The organism is Variovorax dokdonensis (assembly GCF_030316895.1).
In the GTDB taxonomy this organism is placed as follows: Bacteria; Pseudomonadota; Gammaproteobacteria; order Burkholderiales; family Burkholderiaceae_C; genus Variovorax; species Variovorax dokdonensis.
On the sequence record NZ_JASZYV010000007.1, the window covers coordinates 66,210 to 90,453 of the forward strand.

25 protein-coding genes are annotated in these 24,244 nt (G+C 66.4%); 14 read left to right on the forward strand and 11 right to left on the reverse strand.

From position 1 onward, the window contains the following. Window position 1 precedes the first annotated feature (1 nt). From QTH91_RS22855 to pyrG, 3 genes are read right to left on the reverse strand one after another with little or no spacing between them, the layout of a single operon-like run. Window positions 2-292 (reverse strand): DUF1330 domain-containing protein, encoded by a 291-nt coding sequence (locus QTH91_RS22855; RefSeq protein WP_286662472.1) that lies wholly within the window; start codon window positions 290-292, stop codon window positions 2-4. Then, on the reverse strand, window positions 293-1,150 hold the full coding sequence (gene kdsA, locus QTH91_RS22860) for a 3-deoxy-8-phosphooctulonate synthase (protein WP_286662473.1): 858 nt from the start codon (window positions 1,148-1,150) through the stop codon (window positions 293-295). Window positions 1,151-1,173: 23 nt separating this feature from the next. After that, window positions 1,174-2,847, reverse strand: coding sequence for a CTP synthase (gene pyrG, locus QTH91_RS22865; RefSeq protein WP_286662474.1), 1,674 nt, complete (start codon window positions 2,845-2,847; stop codon window positions 1,174-1,176). 155 nt (window positions 2,848-3,002) lie between these two features. Here pyrG and coaBC point away from each other — a divergent pair, with 155 nt between their 5' ends. The 4 genes from coaBC (at window position 3,003) to QTH91_RS22885 (ending at window position 5,722) form a co-directional block, all read left to right on the forward strand. Further along, on the forward strand, window positions 3,003-4,235 hold the full coding sequence (coaBC, locus tag QTH91_RS22870; RefSeq protein WP_286662475.1) for a bifunctional phosphopantothenoylcysteine decarboxylase/phosphopantothenate--cysteine ligase CoaBC: 1,233 nt from the start codon (window positions 3,003-3,005) through the stop codon (window positions 4,233-4,235). A 24-nt stretch (window positions 4,236-4,259) separates the two neighbouring features. Next, a complete protein-coding gene (locus QTH91_RS22875; RefSeq protein ID WP_286662476.1) occupies window positions 4,260-4,574 on the forward strand; it encodes a hypothetical protein in 315 nt (104 codons plus the stop codon). Next, window positions 4,571-5,017, forward strand: coding sequence for a dUTP diphosphatase (gene dut, locus QTH91_RS22880; RefSeq protein WP_286662477.1), 447 nt, complete (start codon window positions 4,571-4,573; stop codon window positions 5,015-5,017). The genes QTH91_RS22875 and dut overlap by 4 nt, the downstream gene beginning before the upstream one ends. Window positions 5,018-5,176: 159 nt before the next feature. Next, on the forward strand, window positions 5,177-5,722 hold the full coding sequence (locus QTH91_RS22885; protein ID WP_286662478.1) for an outer membrane lipoprotein: 546 nt from the start codon (window positions 5,177-5,179) through the stop codon (window positions 5,720-5,722). A 78-nt stretch (window positions 5,723-5,800) separates the two neighbouring features. Here the strand turns inward: QTH91_RS22885 and QTH91_RS22890 are convergent, their stop codons facing one another. After that, on the reverse strand, window positions 5,801-6,322 hold the full coding sequence (locus QTH91_RS22890) for an FKBP-type peptidyl-prolyl cis-trans isomerase (RefSeq protein WP_286662479.1): 522 nt from the start codon (window positions 6,320-6,322) through the stop codon (window positions 5,801-5,803). Window positions 6,323-6,336: 14 nt separating this feature from the next. Here QTH91_RS22890 and QTH91_RS22895 point away from each other — a divergent pair, with 14 nt between their 5' ends. Together QTH91_RS22895 and QTH91_RS22900 are read left to right on the forward strand one after the other, a co-directional pair. Further along, window positions 6,337-7,488 (forward strand): cupin domain-containing protein, encoded by a 1,152-nt coding sequence (locus tag QTH91_RS22895; RefSeq protein WP_286662480.1) that lies wholly within the window; start codon window positions 6,337-6,339, stop codon window positions 7,486-7,488. Next, entirely contained in the window at window positions 7,478-7,996 is a 519-nt protein-coding gene (locus QTH91_RS22900) for a hypothetical protein (RefSeq protein ID WP_286662481.1), read from the forward strand. Before QTH91_RS22895 ends, QTH91_RS22900 begins: the two co-directional genes overlap by 11 nt. A 31-nt stretch (window positions 7,997-8,027) precedes the next feature. Here QTH91_RS22900 and QTH91_RS22905 read toward each other — a convergent pair whose 3' ends face one another. From QTH91_RS22905 to QTH91_RS22930, 6 genes are all read right to left on the reverse strand, one after another. Further along, window positions 8,028-8,804: an MBL fold metallo-hydrolase gene (locus QTH91_RS22905; protein ID WP_286662482.1), complete on the reverse strand. Its 777-nt coding sequence runs from the start codon at window positions 8,802-8,804 to the stop codon at window positions 8,028-8,030. Between the two features lie 10 nt (window positions 8,805-8,814). Continuing rightward, window positions 8,815-9,909, reverse strand: coding sequence for an NlpB/DapX family lipoprotein (gene bamC, locus QTH91_RS22910; RefSeq protein WP_286662483.1), 1,095 nt, complete (start codon window positions 9,907-9,909; stop codon window positions 8,815-8,817). 123 nt (window positions 9,910-10,032) lie between these two features. Next, complete coding sequence (dapA, locus tag QTH91_RS22915) at window positions 10,033-10,971, reverse strand: 4-hydroxy-tetrahydrodipicolinate synthase (RefSeq protein WP_390367238.1); 939 nt, start codon at window positions 10,969-10,971, stop codon at window positions 10,033-10,035. Between the two features lie 66 nt (window positions 10,972-11,037). Next, a complete protein-coding gene (locus QTH91_RS22920) occupies window positions 11,038-11,643 on the reverse strand; it encodes a class I SAM-dependent methyltransferase (protein ID WP_286662484.1) in 606 nt (201 codons plus the stop codon). Beyond that, window positions 11,634-11,777 (reverse strand): hypothetical protein, encoded by a 144-nt coding sequence (locus QTH91_RS22925; RefSeq protein ID WP_286662485.1) that lies wholly within the window; start codon window positions 11,775-11,777, stop codon window positions 11,634-11,636. The genes QTH91_RS22920 and QTH91_RS22925 overlap by 10 nt, the downstream gene beginning before the upstream one ends. Before the next feature lie 18 nt (window positions 11,778-11,795). Beyond that, entirely contained in the window at window positions 11,796-13,013 is a 1,218-nt protein-coding gene (locus QTH91_RS22930) for an MFS transporter (RefSeq protein ID WP_286662486.1), read from the reverse strand. 174 nt (window positions 13,014-13,187) lie between these two features. Here QTH91_RS22930 and QTH91_RS22935 point away from each other — a divergent pair, with 174 nt between their 5' ends. From QTH91_RS22935 to ylqF, 8 genes are all read left to right on the forward strand, one after another. After that, window positions 13,188-15,158, forward strand: coding sequence for a DNA topoisomerase IV subunit B (locus tag QTH91_RS22935; RefSeq protein WP_286662487.1), 1,971 nt, complete (start codon window positions 13,188-13,190; stop codon window positions 15,156-15,158). An 88-nt stretch (window positions 15,159-15,246) separates the two neighbouring features. Continuing rightward, window positions 15,247-17,640, forward strand: a complete 2,394-nt coding sequence (gene parC / locus QTH91_RS22940; RefSeq protein WP_286662488.1) for a DNA topoisomerase IV subunit A — start codon at window positions 15,247-15,249, stop codon at window positions 17,638-17,640. A gap of 3 nt (window positions 17,641-17,643) precedes the next feature. Beyond that, complete coding sequence (locus QTH91_RS22945; protein ID WP_286662489.1) at window positions 17,644-17,823, forward strand: hypothetical protein; 180 nt, start codon at window positions 17,644-17,646, stop codon at window positions 17,821-17,823. A gap of 53 nt (window positions 17,824-17,876) precedes the next feature. Further along, complete coding sequence (locus QTH91_RS22950) at window positions 17,877-18,542, forward strand: alpha/beta hydrolase (protein ID WP_286662490.1); 666 nt, start codon at window positions 17,877-17,879, stop codon at window positions 18,540-18,542. A gap of 154 nt (window positions 18,543-18,696) precedes the next feature. Beyond that, on the forward strand, window positions 18,697-20,253 hold the full coding sequence (gene gshA, locus QTH91_RS22955) for a glutamate--cysteine ligase (protein WP_286662491.1): 1,557 nt from the start codon (window positions 18,697-18,699) through the stop codon (window positions 20,251-20,253). Window positions 20,254-20,310: 57 nt separating this feature from the next. Continuing rightward, window positions 20,311-21,237, forward strand: coding sequence for an SDR family NAD(P)-dependent oxidoreductase (locus QTH91_RS22960; protein WP_286662492.1), 927 nt, complete (start codon window positions 20,311-20,313; stop codon window positions 21,235-21,237). Window positions 21,238-21,277: 40 nt separating this feature from the next. Next, window positions 21,278-22,141 carry a D-amino acid aminotransferase gene (locus QTH91_RS22965; protein ID WP_286662493.1) on the forward strand — a complete coding sequence of 288 codons (864 nt, stop codon included), beginning with the start codon at window positions 21,278-21,280 and terminating at the stop codon, window positions 22,139-22,141. Between the two features lie 29 nt (window positions 22,142-22,170). After that, a complete protein-coding gene (gene ylqF, locus QTH91_RS22970; protein ID WP_286662494.1) occupies window positions 22,171-23,136 on the forward strand; it encodes a ribosome biogenesis GTPase YlqF in 966 nt (321 codons plus the stop codon). A gap of 12 nt (window positions 23,137-23,148) precedes the next feature. On the opposite strand, the gene mmsA is transcribed toward ylqF, so the two are convergent. Continuing rightward, on the reverse strand, window positions 23,149-24,244 hold a 1,096-nt coding region (gene mmsA, locus QTH91_RS22975), incomplete at its 5' end, for a CoA-acylating methylmalonate-semialdehyde dehydrogenase (protein ID WP_286662495.1).

Genomic DNA, 24,244 nt, shown 5'->3' on the forward strand with positions numbered 1-24,244 from the left:
ATCAAAGACCTTCGACCGCGACCATGCGCATCACGGCGGCGCCAGCGCGCGACTCGCGCGCCTTGTGGTATTCGGGCGTTTCGTAGAAGGCCTTGGCCGCCTCGAAACTGGGGAACTTGAGCACGACCAGGCGTGAGGGCGACCAGTCGCCTTCGAGCACTTCGACCTGGCCGCCACGCACGCACACCTCGGCGCCGTGCGCGACCATGGCGGCCGACGACCACTTCTTGTATTCCTCGTACTGCGTCGGGTTGGTGACTTCGACGTGGGCGATGACGTATCCGCTGCTCATTCAGGCTCCAAAGTTGTTTTCGAGGAAGGGTGTCTTCTTGGTCACGGCGTCGAGCGCCATGAGCGTCTCGAGCAGCGCCTTCATGTGCTTGAGCGGCACGGCGTTGGGGCCGTCGCTCAGCGCCTTGTTGGGATCGGGATGAGTTTCCATGAACAGGCCCGCCACGCCCACGGCCACGGCCGCGCGCGACAGCACCGGCACCATCTCGCGCATGCCGCCCGAGCTGGTGCCTTGCCCACCCGGCAGCTGCACCGAGTGCGTGGCGTCGAAGACCACGGGCGCACCGGTCTCGCGCATGATGGCCAGGCTGCGCATGTCCGAGACGAGGTTGTTGTAGCCGAAGCTGGCACCGCGTTCGCAGGCCATGAAGTTGTCTTCGGGCAGGCCGGCTTCGCGGGCGGCGTCGCGGGCCTTGTCGATCACGTTCTTCATCTCGTGAGGCGACAGGAACTGGCCCTTCTTGATGTTGACCGGCTTGCCCGACTGTGCGGCTGCGTAGATGAAATCGGTCTGGCGGCAAAGGAATGCCGGCGTTTGCAGCACGTCGACCACCTTGGCGGCCTCGGCAATGTCCTCGATGCTGTGGACATCGGTCAGCACCGGCAGGTTCAGCTCGCGCTTGACCTTGGCCAGGATCTCCAGGCCCCGTTCCCGCCCCGGTCCGCGGAAGCTGGTGCCGGACGAACGGTTGGCCTTGTCGAAGCTGCTCTTGAAGATGAACGGAATGCCCAGCGCTCCGGTGATTTCCTTGAGCGCGCCGGCCGTGTCCATCTGCAGTTGCTCGGACTCGACCACGCAAGGGCCGGCAATGAGGAAGATGGGCTTGTCGAGGCCGACTTCGAATCCGGTCAGTTTCATGCTGCTGGCTCCTCGGGCGCTTTTCAGGCCACGACCTTCAGGGGTTGCTTGTTCTCGGCCTTCTGGTGCTGCAGGGCCGCTTCGACGAATGCGTTGAACAGCGGGTGCCCGGCCCACGGCGTGGACTTGAACTCGGGGTGGAACTGCACGCCCATGTACCAGGGATGCGCCGTACGCGGCAGTTCGACGATTTCGGTGAGCTGCTCGCGTTGCGTGAGCGCCGAGATCACCAGGCCCGCCTGACGCAGCTGGTCGAGATAGTTCACGTTCGCCTCGTAGCGGTGGCGGTGCCGCTCGGTCACCACGTCGCCGTAGATGCTGTGCGCGAGCGTGCCAGGCTGCACGTCCGAGCTTTGCGCGCCCAGGCGCATGGTGCCGCCCAGGTCGGACTGCTCGCTGCGCTTCTTGATGCTGCCGTCGGCGTCCTTCCACTCGGTGATCAGTGCGATCACGGGGCAGGGCGTGTCGGGATTGAATTCGGTGCTGTTCGCGTCCTTCAGGCCGGCGACGTGGCGCGCGTATTCGATGGTGGCCACCTGCATGCCCAGGCAGATGCCCAGGTAGGGCACCTTGTTCTCGCGGGCATAGCGCGCCGCGCAGATCTTGCCTTCGACACCGCGCTGTCCGAAGCCGCCCGGAACCAGGATGGCGTCGTATTTAGACAGGCGCGTTACGTTGTCGGCCTCGATCGTCTCGGAGTCGATGTACTCGATCTTCACCCGCGCATGGTTCTTCATGCCCGCGTGGCGCAGCGCCTCGTTGAGCGATTTGTAGCTGTCCGACAGGTCGACGTACTTGCCGACCATGGCGATGGTCACTTCCTGCTTGGGATGCTCCACCTCGTAGACCAGGTCGTCCCAGCGCTTGAGCTTGGCGGGTGGCGTGTTGATGCGAAGCTTGTCGCAGATGAGCCCATCCAGACCCTGCTCGTGCAGCATGCGGGGCACCTTGTAGATGGTGTCCACGTCCCACATCGAAATGACGCCCCACTCGGGGACGTTGGAGAACAGCGAAATCTTGGCGCGTTCCTCGTCGGGAATGGGCCGGTCGGCGCGGCACAGCAATGCATCGGCCTGGATGCCGATCTCGCGCAGCTTCTGAGCGGTGTGCTGGGTGGGCTTGGTCTTGAGTTCGCCCGCCGCGGCGATCCACGGCAGATAGCTCAGATGCACGAAGGCGGCCTGGTTCGGGCCGGCTCGCAGGCTCATCTGGCGCACGGCTTCCAGGAAGGGCAGGGACTCGATGTCGCCCACCGTGCCGCCGATCTCGACGATGGCCACGTCCACCTCGTGCGGCGTGCCGATGCCGGCGCCGCGCTTGATGAATTCCTGGATCTCGTTGGTGATGTGCGGGATCACCTGGACCGTTTTGCCCAGGTAGTCGCCGCGCCGTTCCTTCTCGAGCACCGACTTGTAGATCTGGCCGGTGGTGAAGTTGTTGGCCCGGCGCATCCGGGTGTTGATGAAGCGCTCGTAGTGGCCCAGATCGAGATCGGTCTCGGCGCCGTCTTCAGTGACGAACACTTCGCCGTGCTGGAACGGCGACATCGTGCCGGGATCGACGTTGATGTACGGATCGAGCTTGATCAGGGTGACTTGGAGGCCGCGGGACTCGAGCAGTGCCGCGAGGGAGGCGGAGGCGATTCCCTTGCCGAGGGAAGACACCACACCGCCGGTGACGAAGACGAATTTGGTCATGCCTGTACCGAATGCGAGTGATTCGGGCAGTGGGAAATTGGAATTATAGAGGGCCACGGATGCCCCGGGGATGGGCTGCGGCATCCGGGCCGTCTTGCGCGGGTGTTCCAAGGCTTTGCAGACGGGGCCTGCGGCGCCTCTTACACTTGCACACCATGCAAGATCTGGCAGGAAAGCACATCGTCCTGGGCCTCACGGGTGGCGTGGCCTGCTACAAGTCGGCCGAGCTGTGCCGGCTGATGGTCAAGGCCGGCGCCACGGTGCAGGTGGTCATGACCGAGGCTGCAGCGCAGTTCATCACGCCGGTGACGATGCAGGCGCTGTCGGGTCGCGCCGTCTTCACCTCGCAGTGGGACACGCGCGAGCCCAACAACATGCCGCACATCAACCTCAGCCGCGAGGCCGACGCGATCGTGCTGGCGCCGGCCAGCGCCGACTTCATCGCACGGCTGGTGCAGGGGCGATCGGATGAACTGCTCAGCCTGATGTGCCTTGCCAGGCCGATGGAGCGTGTGCCTTTGCTGGTGGCGCCGGCCATGAATCGCGAAATGTGGGCCCATCCGGCGACCCAGCGAAACCTGCAGCAGGTCGCGGCCGACGGCGCGCACGTGCTGGGCGTCGGCAAGGGCTGGCAGGCCTGCGGCGAAACCGGCGACGGACGCATGCTGGAGCCTGCGGAGTTGATGGAAGACATCGTCGCATTCTTCCAGCCCAAGGTGCTGGCCGGTCGGCATGTGCTCGTCACCGCGGGGCCGACGTTCGAGGCGATGGACCCGATTCGCGGCATCACCAACCACTCTTCCGGAAAGATGGGCTTTGCCATCGCCCGTGCGGCGCGTGAGGCGGGGGCGCGCGTCACGCTGGTGGCGGGACCGGTGCACCTGGGCACGCCGCGCGGGGTCGACCGGGTCGATGTCCAATCGGCCCGCCAGATGCTGGCGGCCACCGAGGCGGCCGCCAAGGATGCCGACATCTTCGTGGCGACCGCCGCCGTCGCCGACTGGCGGCCGGCCAACCACAGCGACCAGAAGATCAAGAAGGACGGTAGCGGCCAGGCGCCCACGCTCGCCTTCGTCGAGAACCCCGACATCCTCTTGGCCATGGCGCAGAGCGAACGTGCCCGCAGCGGCGCGCTGTTCTGCGTCGGCTTTGCCGCCGAAAGCGAGAACCTGGTGGCCCATGCCAAGGCCAAGCGCGAGCGCAAGGGCATTCCGCTGCTGGTCGGCAACATCGGCCCCTTGACCTTCGGGCAGGACGACAACGCGCTACTGCTGGTGGACGCCGACGGCGTGCGAGAGCTGCCACGCGCCGCCAAGCAGGTGCTGGCGCGCGAACTGGTCGCCGAGATCGCAGTCCGCGCGCGAGCCAGCGGGCGCAAGCCAGCCTGATATGCAACCTGAGTGGAGGTGGGCATGAACAAGAATTGGGACACACCGCCAGGCGGCGATTTCGCTGCCTATGTGGAGCGGCTCACGGCCCGTTCGGAGCGGGCGGTCTTGTCGCCTGTTGTGCAGCCTTCGCAGGAATTCGATCCGGGCGATGACGAGAACGATCAACAACAGGCGTCAAGATCGGATGGCGCAAGCGCCCAGTTCGGCCGCACGCTTTCGCCCGGCCAGATGCCTCCTCAGAAATCTTTGACAAGCGGCCTCACGGCCGCACTGGGCGCCCTGCGCGAATCGCTCGAACGCAGCGCCCGCAACGCCCAACAACGCAAGAAGCCATGAAAGTCGACGTCCGTATCCTCGATCCCCGCATGCAAGATCAATTGCCTGCCTATGCCACGCCCGGCAGTGCAGGGCTGGACCTGCGCGCCTGCCTCGATGCTCCTATCACGCTGGAGCCCAATGGCTGGCAGTTGGTGGGCACCGGCATCGCCATCCACCTGGCCGACCCGGGCTATGCGGCCATGATCCTGCCGCGCTCGGGGCTGGGTCACAAGCATGGCATCGTGCTTGGCAACCTGGTGGGCCTGATCGACAGCGACTACCAGGGCGAACTGAAGGTGAGTGCATGGAACCGCAGCAATGTGCCCTTCGTGCTGCAGCCCATGGAGCGGCTGGCACAGCTGGTGATCGTTCCCGTCGTGCAGGCCAGCTTCAATGTCGTGAGCGAGTTTGCGTCGACGCAGCGCGGCGAAGGCGGTTACGGCTCGACGGGCAAGCACTGACGTCGCCATTCGCTGCGCCTGTTTCCGCCAGGTAAAGGTGGGAACCGCGTGCCTCTTGCTGTGCTCGAATTCAGGGGCGTGAACGTTGAGTTCGCAGGAGCGTCGCGGCTGGTGTGCATGGCGCCGCGCGGCCCCGGAGGAACAAGAGGAACATCCATCATGAACATCCCCTCAAAGCAGCAATTCGAGAAGCTGGGTCGCTTCAGCCGCCTTGGCCTGGCCGCCGGCGCCGTGGCCGCATTGACCGCCTGCGTGGCGGCGCCGCCCCAGTACTACCAGACGACCACCTATCCCTACCAGCCGGCCTATCGGGCCGCGCCGTATCCTGCGCCCGTGCCATATGCGGCCTATGGCCGCGTGGTTCAGATCGAGATGGTGCAGACGCAAAGTTCCGGTGCGGCGCCCAGCGGCGCCGGGGCCGTCATCGGCGCGGTCGCGGGCGGGCTGCTGGGGAACCAGATCGGACATGGCGGCGGTCGTGCGGCGGCCACGATTGCCGGCACCATTGGCGGTGCGGTGTTGGGCAACACGATCGAGTCGAACAACTACGCGCCGCGCGTGTACCAGAATTACCGCGTTTCGGTGCAGATGGATGACGGCAACTACCGGGCCTTCGACGTTCCCAGCCCCGGAGACCTTCGCGAGGGCGATCGGGTCCGCGTCGATGCCAATGGCCAGATTTCGAGGGCGCAGGCGCGCGGCTGAAGCTGGCGCCCCAAAAGCAAAAGGCCGGGTGAATCCCGGCCTTTTTTTGGGTCTTGGGGGGCGCTGCGGCGCTGGGTTTCAGTGCAGCAGGTCGCTTCCTGGCGAGGTGCTTTGCACCTTGAAGAAGCCCGACCCGGTGGTTCCGGTGCCCACTTCTTCCTCGGTGGCCTCACGGACGGCGGCCACCTTCAGGCTGAGCCTCAGCGCAATGCCGGCCAGCGGATGGTTGCCGTCGAGCACCACATGTTCCGGGTAGATTTCGGTCACCGTGTAGAACAGGTTGGCAGGCATCTCGCTCGTGCCCTTGGGGAGGGCCGTGCCGTCGAAGGTCATGCCCTCTTCCAGTTCCTTAGGGAACGCGGCGCGCGGCTCCAGGAAGACCAGGTCTTCGTCATAGTCGCCGAAGGCCTGCTCGGGCTCCAGGTGAAGTTGCAGCGTCGCTCCTGGCTCATGTCCCTGAAGCGCATCCTCGATGGCGCCCAGCAGGTCGTCTCCGCCCACCAGGAATTCCACGGGCTCTTCGAGCACATCCAGCACTTCGCCCAGCGTGTCCTGCAGCGTCCACGTTAGCGCCACCACGCATTGTCTTGAGATTTCCATACGAGAATTCTCCCATGGACATAAGAACACCCCTGGCGCTACTGGGCGGACTCAGCCCGCAACAGTTCATGCGCCGCCATTGGCAGAAAAAGCCACTTCTCGTGCGTGCTGCCGTGCCGAATATGGTGCCACCGATCCCGCGTTCGCAGTTGTTCGACCTTGCGGGACAGGAGAGCGTCGAGTCGCGACTCGTCCGGCGCACGAGCGCGGCGCCCGGCTGGTCGTTGCGCCATGGGCCTTTCACGCGCAGGCAGCTGCCGTCGCCATCGCAGGCTGCATGGACGCTGCTGGTGCAAGGTGTCGACCTGCATGACGACCGTGTTCACCAGATATTGCGGCAGTTCCGCTTCCTGCCGGATGCCCGGCTGGATGACCTCATGATCAGCTATGCGAGCGACCAGGGTAGTGTCGGCCCGCACTTCGACAGCTACGACGTCTTCCTGCTGCAGGCGTCGGGGCGGCGGCGCTGGTCCATCGGGCGCCAGCCCCACGCACGCCTGGTCGAAGGCCTTCCGCTGAAGATCATCGACGGCTTCGAGCCGGAGGAAAGCTTCGTGCTGGAGCCGGGCGACATGCTGTATCTGCCGCCGCGCTATGCGCACGACGGCATCGCCGAAGGCGGCGACTGCATGACCTATTCCATCGGCCTGCGCTCGCCCGCGCGCGCTGCGTTGGGCGCCGACCTGCTGGCGCGCGTCGCCGAGGCGCAGGCGGACGAGCTTTCTGACCGCGCTCCCGGCACCGATGCGCACTATCGTGATCCAGCCCAGGCGGCGGTCGAAAACCCGGGCGCCATTCCGCCAGCCCTGCAGGCGTTCGCGCGCGAGGCGATCGCCCGCGCCCTGCGCGACCCGCTGGCCATCGATCGCGCGCTGGGCGAGTCGATGACGGAGCCCAAGCCCGACGTCTGGTTCGACCTGAACGACACCGTGCCCGACACGGGCTGGCAACACCTGACGCTGGACAGGCGCACCCGCATGCTCTACGACGAGCGCCACGTGTACATCAATGGCGAGAGTTTCAGGGCCGGCGGCCGTGATGCGACGCTGATGCGCCGTCTTGCCGACCAGCGCGAGCTCGACGCCCGGCAACTGTCCGCGGTGAGCGAGGAGGCGCTCGAACTGCTGCGCGACTGGTGCGATGCGGGTTGGGCCCATGCCCGCTGATCCCTCATTGCCAGTCGTCGCGGGCGCTGACCTGCCCGAAGGCTCATTCAGCGGTCCCCAAGCCTTTGCGCAGCGCATCCGCGATGCGATCGAGGCATCGGCCGGCGCCGGTTGGCGCGAGGTTTACTGGTCCGACCCGGACTTCGTCGATTGGCCGCTGGGTGAGCGCGCCGTGGCCGACGCCTTGCAGCGTTGGGCCGGGGCAGGGCGGCGCCTCGTCCTGGTGGCGCAGGACTATGGCGTCTTCGAGCGCCACCATGCGCGTTTCGTGACCTGGCGGCGCATGTGGTCTCACATCGTCGAAGCCCGCGTGTGCAAAGGGCCAGGCCTGCCCGAAGTACCCAGCGGCATCTGGACGCCCGACTGGCACTTGCGTCGGCTCGATATCGAGCGTTGCCATGGCGTGAGCGGCAGCGACGCACTCGGCCGTCGCCAGCTTCGCGAAAATCTGGACGAGTGCCTGCGGCATTCGCGCGCGGGCTTTCCAGTGACGACGCTAGGGCTCTGAGCGCGGCCTGAAGCCGCCGACGCACAGCCGTCTACAGATCGAACCAGTCGGTGCCGTTCGCGGCATCCGCGGTCAGCATCTCGTCGGCGCGCGCGTCCAGGACGCGGGCCAGCGCCTCGCGCACGATGTCCGGTCGATTGTTCTGCTCGCTCAGGTGCGCCGCCACGAGGTGGCGCAGCCTCGGATGCACCAGCGCCGATGCGATGGACGACGCGGTGGCGTTCGAAAGATGCCCCCAGTCTCCGCCAACGCGCCGCTTCAAGGCCGGGTGGTAGCGCGAGTTGGCCAGCAGATCGATGTCGTGGTTGAACTCCAGCATCAATGCATCGAGCCCCGCCAACTGCTCGATGACATGGGGCGTGGCGTGGCCCAGGTCGGTCAGCAGGCCGAGGTGGCGGGAGCCGTCGGTGCATCGAAGCTGGAGCGGCTCACGCGCATCGTGAGGGACGGTGAACGGCGAGAGGCACACGGCGCCGATCTCGATGGCTTCTCCGTCGCGCGCGAACCGCAGGCGATCTTCGTAGTCGCGTTCGCCGGTCGCGCGCCAGGTGCCTTCGCTCATCCAGACTGTCACGCCGTGCCGGCGCGAAAAGCCGTGGGCGCAACCCACATGGTCGCCATGCTCGTGGGTGATGAACACGGCGTCGATGTCGGTCGGCGCCAGCCCGGCGCGTGCCAGGCGTTCTTCAAGCTGCTTCAGGCCGAACCCGCAGTCGACGAGCACCCGCGTGCAGTGGGTGCCGTCGCGGGCTTCGACCAGGGTGGCATTGCCCGCGCTTCCGCTGCCGAGGCTGCGAAAGCGCAGCATGCCAGGGGCCTTACTTCAGGTCGTCCGCGATGACCTGGACGATCTTCTTGGCGTTGTCGGAACTGTCGGGCGCGCCCTGCTCGTTCTGCACCGTGACCGTGCTCGTGGAACCCTGGCCCTTGACGACCACGCGCAGCTTGAGCGGCTTGGTGTCGCCACCCGCAGTGCCGAAGCTGATGATCTTGGCCCAGGTGCTCGGCGCCTTGCGGTCCGGCGGCACGTAGCGCACGAAGTAGGTGCCGGCGCTGCGATCGCGGTCCTCGACGGTGAAGCCGGTGCGGTCGAGCGACAGGCCGACCACGCGCCAGGCGGTGTCGAAGTTGTCGTTGATGCGAACGGCGGGCTGGCCGTCGATGCTGGTGATGGTGGCGCGCTGCGCAGCGGGCTGCGTGCCGGTGGCCGCGACCATGGCCTTCGCCTGTTCCTGAGAAACACCCAGCTTGACCATCATGCGGCGCATGAATTCGATCTCGAGCGCCGGGTCGGCGGCGCGCGGCTGCCATACGGTCTGGTCTTTCTGGCTGTTGGAATACACCTCTTCCATGCCGCGGTGCGTCACGTAGATTTCGGTGCCGCCGCTGGGCGTGCGCTCCAGGCGCGTACGGAAGCGGTCGAGTTCGCCGGTGGAATAGACCGAATCGACGAGCTTGCCGAGCGTGGAGCGGATGATGTCCTGCGGCAGCTTGGCGCGGTTCTCGGCCCAGTCGGTTTCCATGATGCCGAGGTCGCGCTGGTCGGTCGTCAGCAGAAAGCCGTTCTCCTGCCAGAAGTCGCGCACGGAATCCCAGATCTTGTCTGGCGGGCGGTTGACGCTGAGCCAGCGCTGCGAGCCGCTGCGCTCCATGCGCACGTCACCGACCGAGGTGACGGCCGTGGGCGCGCCGGGCGCGTTGGTTTGCGCGGCCTGCATCGCATTGGCCGAGATCGTGCCGTTCCCGGGGATGGCGTATCGGTTGTCGCGAGACAGTTGCGTCAGGTCGGGAGGGATATCCAGCGAAGGTGCCTTGCCGGTGCTTTTGTAGTCGATTTTGTCGCTCTCGAGGACGGAGCAGGCCGCGAGGCTGGCAACAAGAGCCAGCAGGGCGAGACGCGAAAAGGTTTTCAAGATCTAGCTTCCTGGAAGAAATAGGACGCGGTTGGCGGGATGCCGGGTCGGCGTGTGGCCTTCAAGCCGCACGGCCGCCCATGTTGCTGCCAGATCGCGAACGGCACTTTGGCTGGCGATCGCTCAATTCTTGAGCAGGCCGCACTGGCGCAGTGCTGCTTCGACGACGGGACGAGCCCCTTCGGACAGTTCGGTCATCGGAAGGCGCATGGTGCCGCCACAAAGACCGAGCCGCTCCATGGCCCACTTCACCGGGACGGGGTTCGGCTCTACGAACAGATGACGATGCAAGGGCATAAGTTCCATCTGGATCTGCATGGCGCGCCGCGCGTCGCCGGCGACGGCCGCCACGCACAACTCGTGCATCTTGCGCGGCGCGACGTTGGCCGTCACGCTGATGTTGCCCTGGCCGCCGCAAAGCATGAGCGCCACTGCGGTCGGGTCGTCGCCCGAATAGATGGCGAAGTCGGCGGGCTTCTCGCGGATGAGCCACTGCGCGCGCTCGATGTTGCCGGTGGCTTCCTTGATGCCGACGATGCCGGGCACCTCGGCCAGGCGCATGACCGTGTCGTGCGCCATGTCGGCCACCGTACGGCCAGGCACGTTGTAGAGCACCATCGGAAGGTCGCCCACCGCTTCGGCGATGGCCTTGAAGTGCTGGTACTGGCCTTCTTGCGTCGGCTTGTTGTAGTAGGGCACCACCTGCAACTGCGAATCGGCGCCGACGTTCTTGGCGAAGCGAGCGAGTTCGATGGCCTCGGCCGTGGAATTGGCGCCGCAGCCGGCCATGACGGGAACACGCCCGCGGGCCTGTTCGACCGAGACGCGGATGATCTCCTGGTGCTCCTCGACGTTGACCGTGGGCGATTCGCCCGTGGTGCCGACCACGCCCAGGCAATCGGTACCTTCTTCGATGTGCCAGTCGATCAGCCGGCGAAGGGCGGGATAGTCGACGCTGCCATCGGCGTGCATGGGCGTGACCAGAGCGACGATGCTGCCTGTCAGTTGCTGCAAGGGGTGTCTCTTTTGGACGAAAAGTCTGCATTTTACCGACCCCGGCACCCTCCGACCATCAGACTGGGGGAGGAGCCGGCGCGGTGCTCCGGCTGCGCCCGAAGGCGCGCAGACTCAGGGTTTCAGAAGATGGCGCGCCGGGGCAGGCGGCATGGGGCCAGAAGCGGCGGAAACGGGGGGCTGCAACGGCCGCACGGCGGCCACGCGCTGCACGAAGCGATCGGGCTCTGCCAGGAAGCCGTCCTCGTAGGCGACGATGCGCAGTTCATCGGCGCAGGCCGCAAGCAGTTCGCCGGGCGCCAGCAGGAAGTCGGGGCGCGAAGGCTTGCCCACGGTCTCGTTGCCCTGCGCGAAGGTTTCGTAGAGCAGCACCCCGCCCGGCGCCACTGCCGCGACGATGTCGGGCAGGCGTTCGCGCCAGAGGTAGTTGGTGACCACCACGCCGGCAAAGCGCCGCCCATCGAGCGGCCAGGGTCCGGATTCGATGTCGGCCTGCAGCGTCTGGCCGAACGCCCCGGCGGCGGCAATGGCCTCCGGCGAACGGTCGACGCCAAGGGTGGGATGGCCATGCTGCGCGAACCACCTCATGTGGCGTCCGCTGCCGCAGGCCACGTCCAGCACCGTGCCACCGTCCGGCACGAGATGAGTCCAGCGGCAGATCCATGGGGAAGGCGCCAGGGCGGTGTGGGCCGCTGGCGATGCGGAAGGGCTCAGAAGCATGACCAGATCTGGTCGATCAGGGTGACGAGGAACGCCGGGCGCGCATAGAGCGCGAAGGTCGCGCCCAGCGCCGCGACCGCCGCCACCAGCCAGGCGGCGCGTTCGATCCGGATGTGGCGGTGGCGCGTGTCCATGCTTCGAGATCGGGTCGATCAGGCGGGCTGAGGCGTCGGAGCGTGCCGCACGATCGGCGCCTCGCTCACACGCAGGTTGACCAGCGACGAGGCCACGCCCAGGCCGATGGCGATCCACCACACCACGTCGTAGCTGCCGGTGCGGTCATAAAGGTAGCCGCCGAGCCAGACGCCCAGGAAGGAGCCGATCTGGTGGCTGAAGAAGACGAAGCCGCTGAGCATCGACATGTGGGCCACGCCGAAGATCTGCGCAATGATGGCGTTGGTCGGCGGCACCGTGGACAGCCACAGCGCGCCGATCACGGCCGAGAACAGGTACACCGACATCGGCGACAGCGGCGCCAGGATGAAGACCAGGATCGCCAGCGCACGCCCCATGTAGATGAAGGCGAGGATCTTGCGCTTGGCCAGTCGCTGGCCCAGCGAGCCTGCGATGTAGGTGCCGACCACGTTGAACAGGCCGATCAGCGCCAGCGCGTAGCTGGCCACTTCGGGGGCCATGCCGTGGTCGCGCAGATAGCTGGGCATGTGCACGCCGATGAAGACGACCTGGAAGCCGCAGACGAAGTAGCCGGCCATCAGCAGCACGAAGCTGCGGTAGCCGAAAGCCTCGGACAGCGCCTGCATGATGGTTTGCTCGCGCCGGGCGGCGACGCCCGCCGCACGATGCTCGCGCAACCCGTAGGCCAGCGGAATGATCACCAGCGCCATGGCCGCCAGAACCAGCAGCGCGTTCTTCCAGCCCAACTGGAAGATCAGTTGTCCTTCCACCGGCACCATGAAGAACTGGCCGAACGAGCCTGCAGCGGCGGTGATGCCCATCGCCCATGACCGACGCTCGGCGCTGATCTGCCGACCGATCACGCCGTAGATGACGGCATAGGTGGTGCCTGCCTGCGCCACGCCCACCAGGATGCCCGCGGTGAGCGTGAACATCAGCGGCGTGGGAGACAGAGCCATGCCCGCCAGGCCCGCGCCATACAGCAGCGCGCCCATCACGAGGACGCGAAACGCCCCGACCTTGTCGGCCAGCATGCCCGCGAAGACACCGGCAAATCCCCATGCCAGGTTCTGGATCGCCAGCGCGAAGGAGAAGGTCTCGCGCGTCCAGCCCTGTTCCTGCGTGATCGGCTGCAGCCACAGGCCAAAGCCGTGGCGAATGCCCATGGACAGGGTGACGACCATGGCGCCGCACAGCAGCACCTGGCGCAGGCTCAGGGAGGGGGGAGATTGCATGGTGCGGGCAAATGTACTGAAAAGTTGCCGCGCTTGCTGGCGCAGACGCCGCTTCATTCTTGAATTCGCGATTGAGCATTGATGCGTGAACGTCATCAGCGTGCGCAAAGGCGTCCCGTCCCGTCTGTATGCCCATCCAGTAATCGCGGGCTGACGTGTCTACAATGCGCCGCCATGGCAAGCAAGGAACCAGGCAGTTACGGCGAAGGCTCGATCCGAGTCCTCAAGGGATTGGAGCCCGTCAAGCAGCGGCCGGGCATGTACACCCGCACCGACAACCCGCTGCACATCATTCAGGAAGTGCTCGACAACGCGGCCGATGAGGCCTTGGCGGGCTTTGGCAAGAAGATCAAGGTCATCCTGCACGCGGATGGCTCCGTGAGCGTGGAAGACGACGGCCGCGGCATCCCCTTCGGGCTGCATCCGGAAGAGAAGGCGCCGGTCATCGAACTGGTCTACACCCGGCTCCATGCAGGCGGCAAGTTCGACAAGGGGGCCGGCGGCGCCTACAGCTTCTCGGGTGGCCTGCACGGCGTGGGCGTGAGCGTCACCAATGCGCTGTCGAAGCGGCTGGAGGTGCAGTCGCACCGAGAAGGCCAGGTCGCGCGCCTTGCGTTCTCGGCCGGCGACGTGATCGAGCCCCTGCAGTTGCGGGCCCTGGAGGCAGGCGAGCGCAAGCAAGGCACCACGGTGCGCGCCTGGCCCGATGGCAAGTACTTCGAGTCGAACGCGCTGCCGCTGGGTGAGCTGACGCATCTGCTGCGCAGCAAGGCCGTGCTGATGCCCGGCGTCACCGTCACCCTGGTCAACGAGAAAACCAAGGACCAGCAACAGTGGCTCTACAAGGGCGGCCTGCGCGACTACCTCATGCAGACGCTCCACGGCGATCCCGTGATCCCGTTGTTCGAAGGCGAGGGCTATGCCGACAAGAACGCCGACAGCTTTGCAGAAGGCGAGGGTGCCAACTGGTGCGTGGCCTTCACCGAGGAAGGCCAGCCGGTTCGCGAGAGCTACGTGAACCTGATTCCCACGAGCGCCGGCGGCACCCACGAGAGCGGCCTGCGCGACGGTCTGTTCAATGCAGTCAAGAGTTTCATCGAACTGCACTCGCTCTTACCCAAGGGCGTCAAGCTGCTGCCCGAGGACGTGTTCGCGCGTGCCTCGTACGTGCTGTCGGCCAAGGTGCTCGATCCGCAGTTCCAGGGGCAGATCAAGGAGCGGCTCAACTCGCGAGACGCGGTTCGGCTGGTGTCCAGCTTCGTGCGTCCGGCGCTCGAGCTGTGGCTCAACCAGCATGTGGACTACGGCCGCAAGCTCGCCGAACTGGCCATCAAGGCGGCGCAGACGCGCCAGCGTGCCGGCCAGAAGGTCGAGAAGCGCAAGGGCTCGGGCGTGGCGGTGCTGCCGGGCAAGCTCACCGATTGCGAAAGCCGCGACATCGCGCACAACGAAGTCTTCCTGGTCGAGGGCGACTCGGCGGGCGGCAGTGCCAAGATGGGCCGCGACAAGGAAAGCCAGGCCATCCTGCCGCTGCGCGGCAAGGTGCTCAACACCTGGGAGGTGGAACGCGATCGCCTGTTCGCCAACACCGAGATCCACGACATCTCGGTGGCCATCGGCGTCGATCCGCACGGGCCACAGGATTCGCCCGACCTCTCAGGCCTGCGCTACGGCAAGATCTGCATCCTGTCGGACGCCGACGTGGACGGCTCGCACATCCAGGTGCTGCTGCTGACGCTGTTCTTCCGCCATTTTCCGAAGCTCATCGAGACGGGCCATGTCTTCGTGGCAAAGCCGCCGCTGTTCCGCGTCGACGCGCCAGCGCGTGGCAAGAAGCCGGCGGCCAAGCTTTATGCGCTGGACGAGGGCGAGCTGACGGCGATCCTCGACAAGCTGCGCAAGGACGGTGTCTCCGAGAACAAGTGGACCATCTCGCGCTTCAAGGGCCTGGGCGAGATGAGCGCCGAACAGCTCTGGGAAACCACGCTCAACCCCGACACCCGACGACTCTTGCAGGTGCGGCTGGGCCGGCTCGATTTCGACCAGACCAGCGGCGAGATCACCAAGCTCATGGGCAAGGGCGAGGCAGCCGCCCGGCGCGAACTGATGGAGCTGCGCGCCGAAGACGTCGAGATCGACGTCTGAGCCGGCGCAAGGCGCAGCCCAAGCAAACCGGGAGCGTGATCCGCCAAAGCACGCGAACCGCTTCCCACCCAATTTCCGACGAATTCCGATGGACGACAACAATCAACCGGTTCTTGACCTGCAGGAGCCCGAAGACCCGAACGGCCTGACGCTGGCCGACTATGCGCAGCAGGCGTACCTCGAATACGCGCTGTCGGTGGTCAAGGGTCGCGCACTGCCTGACGTGAGCGACGGGCAGAAGCCGGTGCAGCGGCGCATTCTTTATTCCATGTCGCGCATGGGCCTGGGCTTTGGCGGGGCCAACGGCACGGTCGGCGCCAAGCCGGTGAAGAGCGCCCGCGTGGTGGGCGACGTGCTCGGCCGGTTTCATCCTCATGGCGACCAGGCGGCCTACGACGCGCTGGTGCGCATGGCGCAGGATTTTGCGCAGCGCTATCCGCTGGTCGACGGCCAGGGCAACTTTGGCAGCCGCGACGGCGACGGCGCTGCCGCCATGCGATACACCGAGGCGCGTCTGGCGCGCATCACCAGCCTGCTTCTCGACGAGATCGACGAAGGCACGGTCAATTTCGTGCCCAACTACGACGGCAGCACCGAAGAACCCGCGCTGCTTCCGGCGCGGCTGCCTTTCGTGCTGCTCAACGGCGCGAGCGGCATCGCAGTTGGCCTGGCCACCGAGATTCCCAGTCACAACCTGCGCGAAGTGGCCGACGCATGCGTGGCGCTGGTCAAGTCCGGCGGCAAGCTGAGCGACGAAGAGCTGTTCGCGCTGATCCCCGGGCCGGATTACCCGGGCGGGGCACAGATCATCAGCAGTGCCTCGGACATTGCCGATGCCTACCGCACCGGCCGTGGCTCGCTCAAGGTGCGGGCCCGCTGGAAGATCGAGGACCTGGCGCGCGGGCAGTGGCAGCTGGTGGTGAACGAGCTGCCGCCGGGAGTAAGCACGCAGAAGGTGCTCGAAGAGATCGAGGAGCTCACCAATCCCAAGGTGCGCACCGGCAAGAAGGCCCTGACGGCCGAGCAGACGCAGCTCAAGGCCGCGGTGCTCTCGGTGCTGGATGTGGTGCGCGACGAGTCGAGCAAGGACGCGCCGGTGCGCCTGGTGTTCGAGCCCAAGACCAGCCGAATCAGCCAGGACGAGTTCATCACGACGCTGCTGGCCCACACGTCGCTGGAGACCTCGGCATCCATCAACCTGACGATGGTGGGCATCGACGGCAAGCCGGTGCAGAAGTCGCTGCGGCAAATGCTGGACGAGTGGGTCGAGTTCCGCGCCCAGACGGTGCAGAAGCGCTCGCAGTACAGGCTCGACAAGGTGCTGGACCGCATCCACATCCTCGAAGGGCGGCAGCTGGTGCTGCTCAACATCGACGAAGTGATCGCGATCATCCGTGCGGCCGAAGATCCGAAGGCGGCGCTCATCGCACGCTTCAACCTGTCGGACCGGCAGGCCGAGGACATCCTTGAAATCCGCCTGCGCCAACTGGCGCGCCTGGAGGCGATCAAGATCGAGCAGGAACTGAAGAACCTGCGAGAAGACCAGAAGAAGCTCGAGGAGATCCTGGGCAGCCCGGCTGCACTGCGCCGCCTGCTGGTCAAGGAGATCGAGGCCGATGCCAAGAGCTTCGGCGACGAGCGCCGCACCCTCATCCAGGCCGAGAAGCGCGCCGTGGCCGAGGTCAAGGTGATCGACGAGCCGGTGACCGTCATCGTGTCGCAAAAGGGTTGGGTGCGTACGCAGAAGGGCTGGGCGAGCGAGCGTGCGGCCAGTGGCGCGGCTGCGCCCGAGTACAGCTTCAAGTCGGGCGACGGGTTGTACGGCGCCTTCGAATGCCGCTCCGTCGACACGCTGCTCGTGTTCGGCAGCGCGAAGGATGGCGGTTCTCGCGTGTATTCGGTGCCGGTGGCTTCGCTGCCCGGCGGCCGCGGCGACGGCCAGCCGGTCACCTCGCTGATCGACCTGGAAAGCGGCACGCACGTCATGCATTTCTTCGCCGGGCCGATGGGCGCCACGCTGCTGCTTTCGAGCAGCGGCGGCTATGGCTTCATCGCGAGCGTCGAGAACATGATCTCGCGCCAGCGCGGCGGCAAGGCCTTCGTCGACGTGGGCGAAGGCGGGCAGATCAATCGCCCTTCGATGGTGGGCGGGGCGGGCGGTGCCGAGCCGTTGCCGGTCGCCACGCACGTGGCCTGCGCGTCGTCGCTGGGCCGAATCCTGTGCTTCGACATCAGCGAACTCAAGTCGCTGCCCAAGGGTGGGCGCGGCCTCACGTTGATCGACCTGGATGCGAAGGACACGCTGGCAGGCGCCGCCGCCTATACGCGCAGTGTGCGCATCGAAGGCATCGGCCGCGGTGGCAAGGAGCGCGATGAGACCCTGGAGATCCGCTCGCTCAACAATGCCAAGGCGGCGCGTGGCCGCAAGGGCAAGGCCGCCGACCTGGGCTTCAAGCCCGCGGCCATCCACCGGGTGCTGTAAGCCATGGACGCGCAAGCTCTTGGCCTGCTGATCATCCTGGTCACCGGCGCGTTCAGCTTCTTCATCGGCCGCAAGCTGTCGGCGCGCTGGCGCGCCCGCAAGGATGCCAAGCGCCGCGCCGAGCGCGAGGCCGCCGAAAGCCGGCAGGTGCGGCGCGCGCGCCAGCGCAGCCAGAAGCGCTGAGCGCCGGCGCGGTCCCTTTCCTTCCAGATTCACCACCCTTGTCCGGAGCCCTCATGTCCTTGCCGCCCATCGAGATCGAAACCGCCCCCAATCCGACCGCCTCGATCGTGCTGATGCACGGACTGGGCGCCGATGGCAACGACTTCGTGCCGATCGCCCAGCAACTGGACCTGCGCAGCGTCGGGCCGGTGCGCTTCGTGTTTCCTAACGCGCCGGTGATGCCCGTCACCATCAACGGCGGCTATCGCATGCCGGCCTGGTACGACATCCTGGGTACGGACCTGGCCAAGCGCGAGGACGAAGCGGGCCTGCGGAATTCGCAAGCCATCATCGAAGGCCTGATCGCCAACGAGAAAGCGCGCGGCATCGCGGCCGGGCGCATCGTCGTGGCCGGCTTCTCGCAAGGATGTGCCATGGCGCTGATGACCGGCCTGCGCCACTCCGAGCGCCTGGCGGGCATCGTCGGCATGTCCGGCTACCTGCCGCTTGCGGGCATGCTGGCGGCGGAACGCAGCCCCGCCAACCAGGACGTGCCCATCTTCCTGGCCCACGGCACTGCCGACCCCGTCGTGGCGATCGACCGCGCCACCGCTTCCCGTGACGCACTGGTGGCACTGGGCTACGACGTGCAATGGCATCAGTACCCGATGCCGCATTCGGTCTGCATGGAAGAAGTGGCGGACATCAACGCCTTCCTGCTGCGCGTGCTCGCGGCCTGAGCGCGGGCCGCCCGTCCCGTCTCGCGGTGCGCCTGCCTGCCACGAGGCGGCTTGTCCGTGGGCAAGCAAGTCTTGCGCGGGCGTGCTAACTTCCGGCCCCACACAACTCCGACGGGGCGGCTCGGCCGTCTTCGGAACAGAGACGCAACAGCCTATGGACAAGAGCACACTGGAGGAGCGACTCGGAGCGCTCTCGCCCGAGCGGCTGCGAGGAATCCGACGCGGCATCGAGAAGGAAAGCCTGCGCGCTCAGCCCGATGGCAAGCTCGCGCTCACACCGCATCCGGCAGCCTTGGGATCTGCCCTCACGCATCCGCACATCACGACCGACTTCAGCGAGTCGCAGGTCGAACTCATCACCGGCGTGCATGCCGACGTCGAGGAATGCCTGGCCGAACTCACCCGCATCCACCAGTTCGTCTATCGCACGCTCGCGTCGAATGATGAGCGGCTGTGGGTGTCGAGCATGCCCTGCGGTCTGCCGACCGACGAGACCATTCCGATCGGCCGCTACGGTTCCTCCAACGTGGGCCGCGCCAAGAGCGTCTACCGCATGGGCCTGGCGCATCGCTATGGCCGGCGCATGCAGACCATTTCAGGCATTCACTACAACTGGTCCCTGCCTGGGCTGAACAACGATCAGCACTTCGCGCTGATCCGCAATTTCCGGCGCCACGCATTTCTGCTTTTGGTGCTGTTTGGCGCGTCGCCCGCTTTGTGTTCCACCTTCGTGGCCGGTCGCCAGCACGAGCTTCAGGCGCTGGGCGAAGGCAGCATGTACATGCCGCACGGCACGTCATTGCGAATGGGGCGCCTGGGTTATCAGAGCGACGCGCAGGCATCGCTGGCGGTGAGCTACAACAGCCTGGAAGGCTATGGCGCCTCGCTCGAGGATGCGCTCACCAGGCCCTGGCCGGCCTACGAAGCCATTGGCATCAACAACCCGGGCGGCGAGTACAACCAGCTGGCCACCACCTTGCTGCAGATCGAGAACGAGTTCTACGGCACCATTCGCCCCAAGCGTGTCATCAAGTCCGGTGAACGGCCGCTGCACGCGCTGCGCGAACGCGGGGTGGAATATCTCGAAGTGCGGCTGATGGATCTGGACCCGTTCGAGACGATCGGCATCCGCGCCCAGACGATGCGCTTTCTGGATGTCTTCCTGCTGCACTGCCTGCTGAGCGACAGCCCGAACGACACGCCCGCGGAAATCGCCGACCTGCGAGAGAACCAGCAGCTCACGGCGGCACGCGGGCGCGAGCCCGGCCTCCAGTTGCGTCGCAATGGGCGCGATGTGCTGCTGGCCGATTGGGCGCAGGAACTGCTTCAGGAATGCGCACCGATTGCCGATGCGCTCGACGCGGTCCATGGCGGCACGCTGCATGCCGATGCGGTGCGCGACGCGCAAGCCTCGCTGCGCTCGCCCGAGCGACTGCCTTCGGCGAGGGTGCTGGCGGACATGTCGGCGCAGCACGGCGATTCGTTCGTCTCGTTCGTGCGCGAGCGTTCCGAACAGACCCGGCAGGCACTCATGCAACTGCCCTGGTCGTCCGAGGAGCAGGCGCGCTTCGAAGAGGCCACCCGCGAATCGATCGAGGCACAGAAAGAGATCGAGGCGAACGACACGATGCCCTTCGAGGTCTATCGACAGCAGTACGTGTCGCCAAGCCGCCTGGGCCTGCGCCGCCGGCCACTGGCCGCCGCCCTTTAAAGTTGGGGGTTCGCCCGCCGCGGCGGGCGCAACTCAGCCATCCAAGGAAGCATTCGCATGAGCAACGACTCCCCCATCCTCGACTTCAAGGGCCGCGTGGCCATCGTGACCGGTGCCGGCGGCGGCCTGGGTCGCCAGCATGCATTGGCGCTGGCCGCTCGTGGCGCGAAGGTGGTGGTCAACGATCTGGGCGGTACCGTCAACGGCACGGGTGGATCGCCCGTGGCCGCGCAGGCGGTGGTCGACGAGATCAAGGCCGCTGGCGGGGAGGCGATCGCCAATGGCGCATCGGTCACCGATTTCGCGGCGGTGCAGGCGATGGTTGCGCAGGCCGTGGAAGCCTTCGGCCGCGTCGACATCCTGGTCAACAACGCCGGCATCCTGCGGGACAAGAGCTTCGCGAAGATGGAGCTGGAAGATTTTCGTTCGGTGGTCGACGTGCACCTCATGGGCGCGGTGCATTGCACCAAGGCCGTCTGGGCGCTGATGAACGAGCAGAAGTACGGGCGCATCGTCATGACAACCTCGTCGTCCGGCCTTTACGGCAACTTCGGGCAGAGCAACTACGGCGCCGCCAAGCTGGCGCTGGTGGGACTCATGCAGACGCTGAGCATCGAAGGTGCGAAGAACGACATTCGCGTCAATTGCCTGGCGCCCACCGCCGCGACGCGCATGACCGAAGACCTGTTCCCGAAGGAAATGCTCGAGGCTTTCCGCCCCGAGGCGGTCGTTCCGGCCATGCTGGTGCTCGCCGGGCAGGATGCGCCCAATCGCACCATCCTGTGTGCCGGCGCCGGCACCTTCGAGGCGGCGCACATCACGTTGACGGAAGGCCGCTACATCGGCATCGGCGATCAGGTGCCCGAGGCCCTGGCCGCACGGTTGGCCGAGGTAACCGACCGCACGGGCGAGCAGGTGCCGCAAAGTGGCGCCGCCCAGGGCAGCAACGAAGTCGCCAAAGGCATGGCGGCGGCACGCCGCTGAGCCGACGGCGTCCGGCCATTTCTTCCAGACGTCCCGCGACATGAGCGCCTTGCCCGCGACCCTGTGCTATCTCGATGGCCAGTATCTGCCTTTGAACCAAGCCAAGGTCTCGGTGCTCGACCGGGGCTTTCTGTTCGGAGACGGTGTCTACGACGTCGTGCCCGTCTATGACCGCAAGCTGTTTCGCTTCGACGAGCATCTCGCTCGCTTTGCACGCAGCATGGACAAGGTGCGCATTTCGAACCCCCACACGCGCGAGCAATGGCTGGAGCGCTGCCGCACCCTGATCGAGGCGCACCCTGACGACGACCAGACCGTCTACCTGCAGGTCACGCGCGGCGTTGCGCCACGCGATCACGTCATGCCGCTCGATGTGGATCCGACGGTCTTCATGATGGCCTCGACCATGCGCAGACCCGGCACCCGCGCGGTACGCGAAGGCGTGGCCTGCGTGAGCGCGGACGACTTTCGTTGGGAACGCGGCGACATCAAGAGCACCTCGCTGCTGGGCAATGTGCTCGCACGGCAGATATCGGCCGACGTCGGCGCCACCGAGACCATCCTGTTTCGCGACGGCCTGCTGACCGAGGCCGCTGCGTCGAACGTGTGGGTCGTGCAAAGCGGCGCGGTGTTCGGCGTGCCCAGGAGCCAGCACGTGCTCGAAGGCATTCGCTACGAGCTGATCCGCGAGCTCTGCGAACAGGAAGGCATCGCATTCTCACTGCAGCCGATCAGCGCGGCGCAGGTCCACGGTGCCGATGAACTGTTGCTCAGCTCGGCCAGCAAGGAAGTGCTGGCGGTGGTCCACCTCGACGGACGACCCATCGGAGAAGGCAAACCCGGCCCCGTGTTCCAGCGCCTGTACAGCGCCTATCAGGGCGCCAAGGCAGCGCAGTCCATCTAGAAATCCAGGCGCATCCGAGCCTTCTCAACATGCCGATTCAATGGTTCCCCGGTCACATGCATGTGACCAAGAAGGCGATTGCCGAGCGGCTCGCCTTGATCGACGTGGTGATCGAGCTGCTCGACGCACGCCTGCCCGGCTCCAGCGCCAATCCGATGCTGCAGGCACTCAGCGCGCGAAAGCCGCGCCTGAAGGTGCTCAACAAGCAGGACCTGGCGGATCCGACCGTCACCGCCCGCTGGCTGGCGCACTACAACGCGCAACCGGACACCCAGGCCATCTCGCTCGATGCGGGAGAGCGGGCGCCCGCGCAGCAGATCGTGCGCGCGTGCTATGCGCTCGCGCCGACGCGGGTGGGCATGGCCAAGCCGATGCGCGTCATGATCTGCGGCGTGCCCAACGTGGGCAAGTCCACGCTCATCAACACGCTCAAGGGCAAGCGGCAGGCCAAGGCGGCCGACGAGGCCGGCGTCACGCGCGATGAGCAACGCATCGTGCTGGCCGACGACTTCTATCTGTGGGACACGCCCGGCATGCTGTGGCCGCGCATCATCGTCGACCAGAGCGGCTACAACCTGGCCGCGAGCGGGGCGGTGGGCCGCAATGCGTACGACGAGGAAGAGGTCGCGCTCGAACTGCTGGCCTACCTGCGCAAGCACTACGCCGCGCTGCTGGAAGGGCGCTTTCAGCTGAAGACGCCGATCGCCGAGCTGAGCGACGACGAGCTGCTCGAGGCCATCGGCCGCCGACGCGGCGCGCTGTTGCCCGGTGGGCGCGTCAACCTGCAGAAGGCGGCCGAGATCGTGCTGACCGAACTGCGCTCCGGCGGCATCGGACGCATCAGCCTGGAGACGCCCGAGGAGTACGCCCAGTGGCTTGCCGAAGGCAATGCCAGGGAAGCCGAACGCAACGCCCGCCGCGCGGCCGAGCAAGCCGAGCGCAAGGCGCGCCGCAGCGGCAAGCGCGCGTCGGACGCTGGCGATCCGCAAGACTGATCCGGCGACGGCCTACTTTGCCGTCGGCATCACGAACTCCGCCCCCTTGCCGATGCTCTCCGGCCAGCGCTGCATCACCGACTTCTGCTTGGTGTAAAAGCGCACACCTTCTTCGCCATAGGCGTGCATGTCGCCGAACAGCGAGCGCTTCCAGCCGCCAAAGCCATGCCAGGCCATCGGCACCGGGATCGGCACGTTGATGCCCACCATGCCCACCTGGATGCGCCGCGAGAACTCGCGCGCCACATTGCCATCGCGCGTGAAGCAGCTCACCCCGTTGCCGAACTCGTGCGCGTTGATCAACTCCACCGCCTCCTTCAGGTCGTGCACCCGCACGCACGAGAGCACCGGCCCGAAAATCTCCTCCTTGTAGATGCGCATCTCGGGCGTCACATGGTCGAACAGCGTGCCACCCATCCAGAAGCCGTCCGCGCAACCCTCGCCGGCCTTCGCACCGTCGAACTCGCGCCCGTCCACCAGCAGCTTCGCGCCCTCCTGGACGCCTTGCTCGATGTAGCCGGTGATGCGCTCGTGCGCCGCCCGCGTGACGATCGGGCCCATCTCGGCGGCCAGGTTCTCGCCGTCCAGCACCTTCAGGCTGCGGGCGCGTTCGACGAGCTTGGGGATCACCTTGTCGGCCACATCGCCCACCAGCACCGCCACGCTGATGGCCATGCAGCGCTCGCCGGCCGAGCCGTAGCCCGAGCCGATCAGCGCATCCACCGTCTGCTCGATGTCCGCGTCGGGCATGACCACCATGTGGTTCTTCGCGCCGCCCAGGGCCTGCACCCGCTTGCCATGGCGCGCGCCGGTCTCGTAGATGTAGTTGGCAATGGGCGTGGAGCCCACAAAGCTCACCGCCTTCACGTCCGGGTGCTCCAGCAGCGCGTCGACGGCCACCTTGTTGCCCTGCACGACGTTGAACACGCCATCGGGCAGACCGGCCTTCTTGAGCAGCTGCGCCATCAGCAGCGAAGGGCTCGGGTCCGTCGGGCTGGGCTTGAGGATGAAGGTGTTGCCCGCGGCGATGGCCACCGGGAACATCCACATGGGCACCATCACGGGGAAGTTGAAGGGCGTGATGCCCGCCACCACGCCCAGCGGCTGG